The sequence below is a fragment of the Streptomyces sp. NPDC016845 genome, assembly GCF_044332585.1.
Lineage (GTDB): Bacteria > Actinomycetota > Actinomycetes > Streptomycetales > Streptomycetaceae > Streptomyces.
In genome coordinates this window covers 1-1,934 of record NZ_JBIRPI010000071.1, presented here as the reverse complement: position 1 = coordinate 1,934, position 1,934 = coordinate 1, and the positions used below count along the sequence as shown (strand labels likewise).

The 1,934-nt window shown below is 68.1% G+C and carries 1 protein-coding gene; it reads left to right on the top strand.

What is annotated here, in order from left to right; genetic code table 11:
• Positions 1-1,934 (top strand): condensation domain-containing protein (locus tag ACH4RC_RS42455; RefSeq protein WP_398210504.1); only part of this gene is annotated, 1,934 nt, incomplete at both ends.

The window sequence follows — 1,934 nt, the reverse complement described above, 5'->3', positions numbered from 1 at the left end:
CTCCACACCCACCCCCACATCCACACCACCACCGTCACCGTCCGAGAAGACACCCCCGGCAACAAACAACTCACCGCATACGTGACCACCACCCCCGGCACCACCACCCCCACCACCCACGAACTGCGCACCCACCTCCAGCAGCAACTCCCCGCCTACATGATCCCCGCCACCTACATCACCCTCGCCCAACTCCCCCTCACCCCCAACGGCAAGATCGACACCAAAGCCCTCCCCGCACCCGACAGTCACCGACCCGACCTCGACGCCACGTTTGTCGCCCCGCGGACCACTGCCGAGCACATCGTCACCACCGTCTGGTCCGAGATCCTCGGTGTCGACACCATCGGGATCCACGACAACTTCTTCGAGCTGGGCGGGCATTCACTGCTCGCCACGCAGGTGACGTCCCGGCTGCGCCGGCAGCTCGGTGTCGATGTGCCGGTCCGCACCCTCTTCACCTCGCCCACCCCGGCCACTCTGGCCGCGGCCATGCGTGAACTGACGGCAGCCGATGAGGCACCGCTCGTACCGGTCGACCGAGCGGACGCCACCCTCCCTCTGTCCTTCGCCCAGCAACGTCTCTGGTTCCTCGACAAGTTGACGCCGGGCAGCGCCGAGTACCTGGTCCCCTTCGCCCTGCGCCTACGGGGGGAGCTGGACGCCGACGCCCTGGGCGCTGCGTTCACCGCCCTGGTGGCACGGCACGAGATCCTGCGGACCAGGTTCGTCACCGACGATGCCGGGCGTCCCTCACAGATGGTGGACGCGCCGTGGTCGGTCACCCCGGTGATACATGATGTCCGGTCCGACGCCGGCCTCGATGACAGGGAGCGGACTGCGCAGGAGGTCATGGAAGCGGAGGCGCGACGCCCGTTCGAGCTGGACGGCGGTCGACTGCTGCGCGTGGACCTGATCCCTGTCGCGCAGGACGACCAGTATCTCCTGATCACGCTGCACCACATCGTGTCGGACGGCTGGTCCTCGGGCATCCTGGCGCGCGAGCTGCGTGAGCTGTACGCGGCGTCCCTGACCGAGCGCGAGGCCTCGCTCCCGGAACTCCCGGTGCAGTACGCGGACTTCGCCGTCTGGCAGCGGGAACAGCTCAAGGGCGATTTCCTGGAGACGCAGTTGGCGTACTGGCGTGAGCGCCTGAGCGGTGTGCCGGTGCTGGAACTGCCCACGGATCATGGACGTCCCGCCGAGCGCGAGGGCGCCGCGGGCGACACCGTGTACTTCACGCTGCCGACCGAGGTCGCGGAACCGCTGAGAAAGGCGGCTGGACGGCGAGGTGCGAGTCTGTTCATGACGCTCCTTTCGCTGTTCCAGATCGTGCTGGCCCGCTACTCCCGCCAGGACGACATCGCCGTGGGCACCCCGATCGCGGGCCGCAACCGGACCGAGACCGAAGCTCTGATCGGCTTCTTCGTCAACACGCTGGTGATGCGGACCGATCTGTCCGGCGACCCGACGTTCACCGAGCTCATCGACCGGGTCAAGGACACGGCGCTGGGCGCCTACGACCACCAGGACCTGCCGTTCGAGCGACTCGTCGACGAGCTGGCCCCGAACCGCGACCTGTCGCGCAATCCGCTGTTTCAGACCCTGTTCGTCTTCCAGAACACTCCGGACGGGGATGCGTGGAGCCTGCCGGGCCTCGACGTCGAGCCGATCGGAGTGGGCGGTCAGGACGCGAAGTTCGACCTTCAGTTGACGGCTGCGGAGTCCGGCGGCGAGGTTCAGGCTGCACTGGAGTACCGGACGGATCTGTTCGAGCGGGCGAGGATCGAGCGGATGGCCGGCCACCTGGCCACCCTCGCCGCTTCCGTCGCGGCCACGCCCGACGCCCGCCTCTCCGAGCTGAACATGCTCACGCAGCGGGAGCGGCAGGAGATCCTGGTCGACTGGAACGGGGTCACCGGCCCCTACCCCGA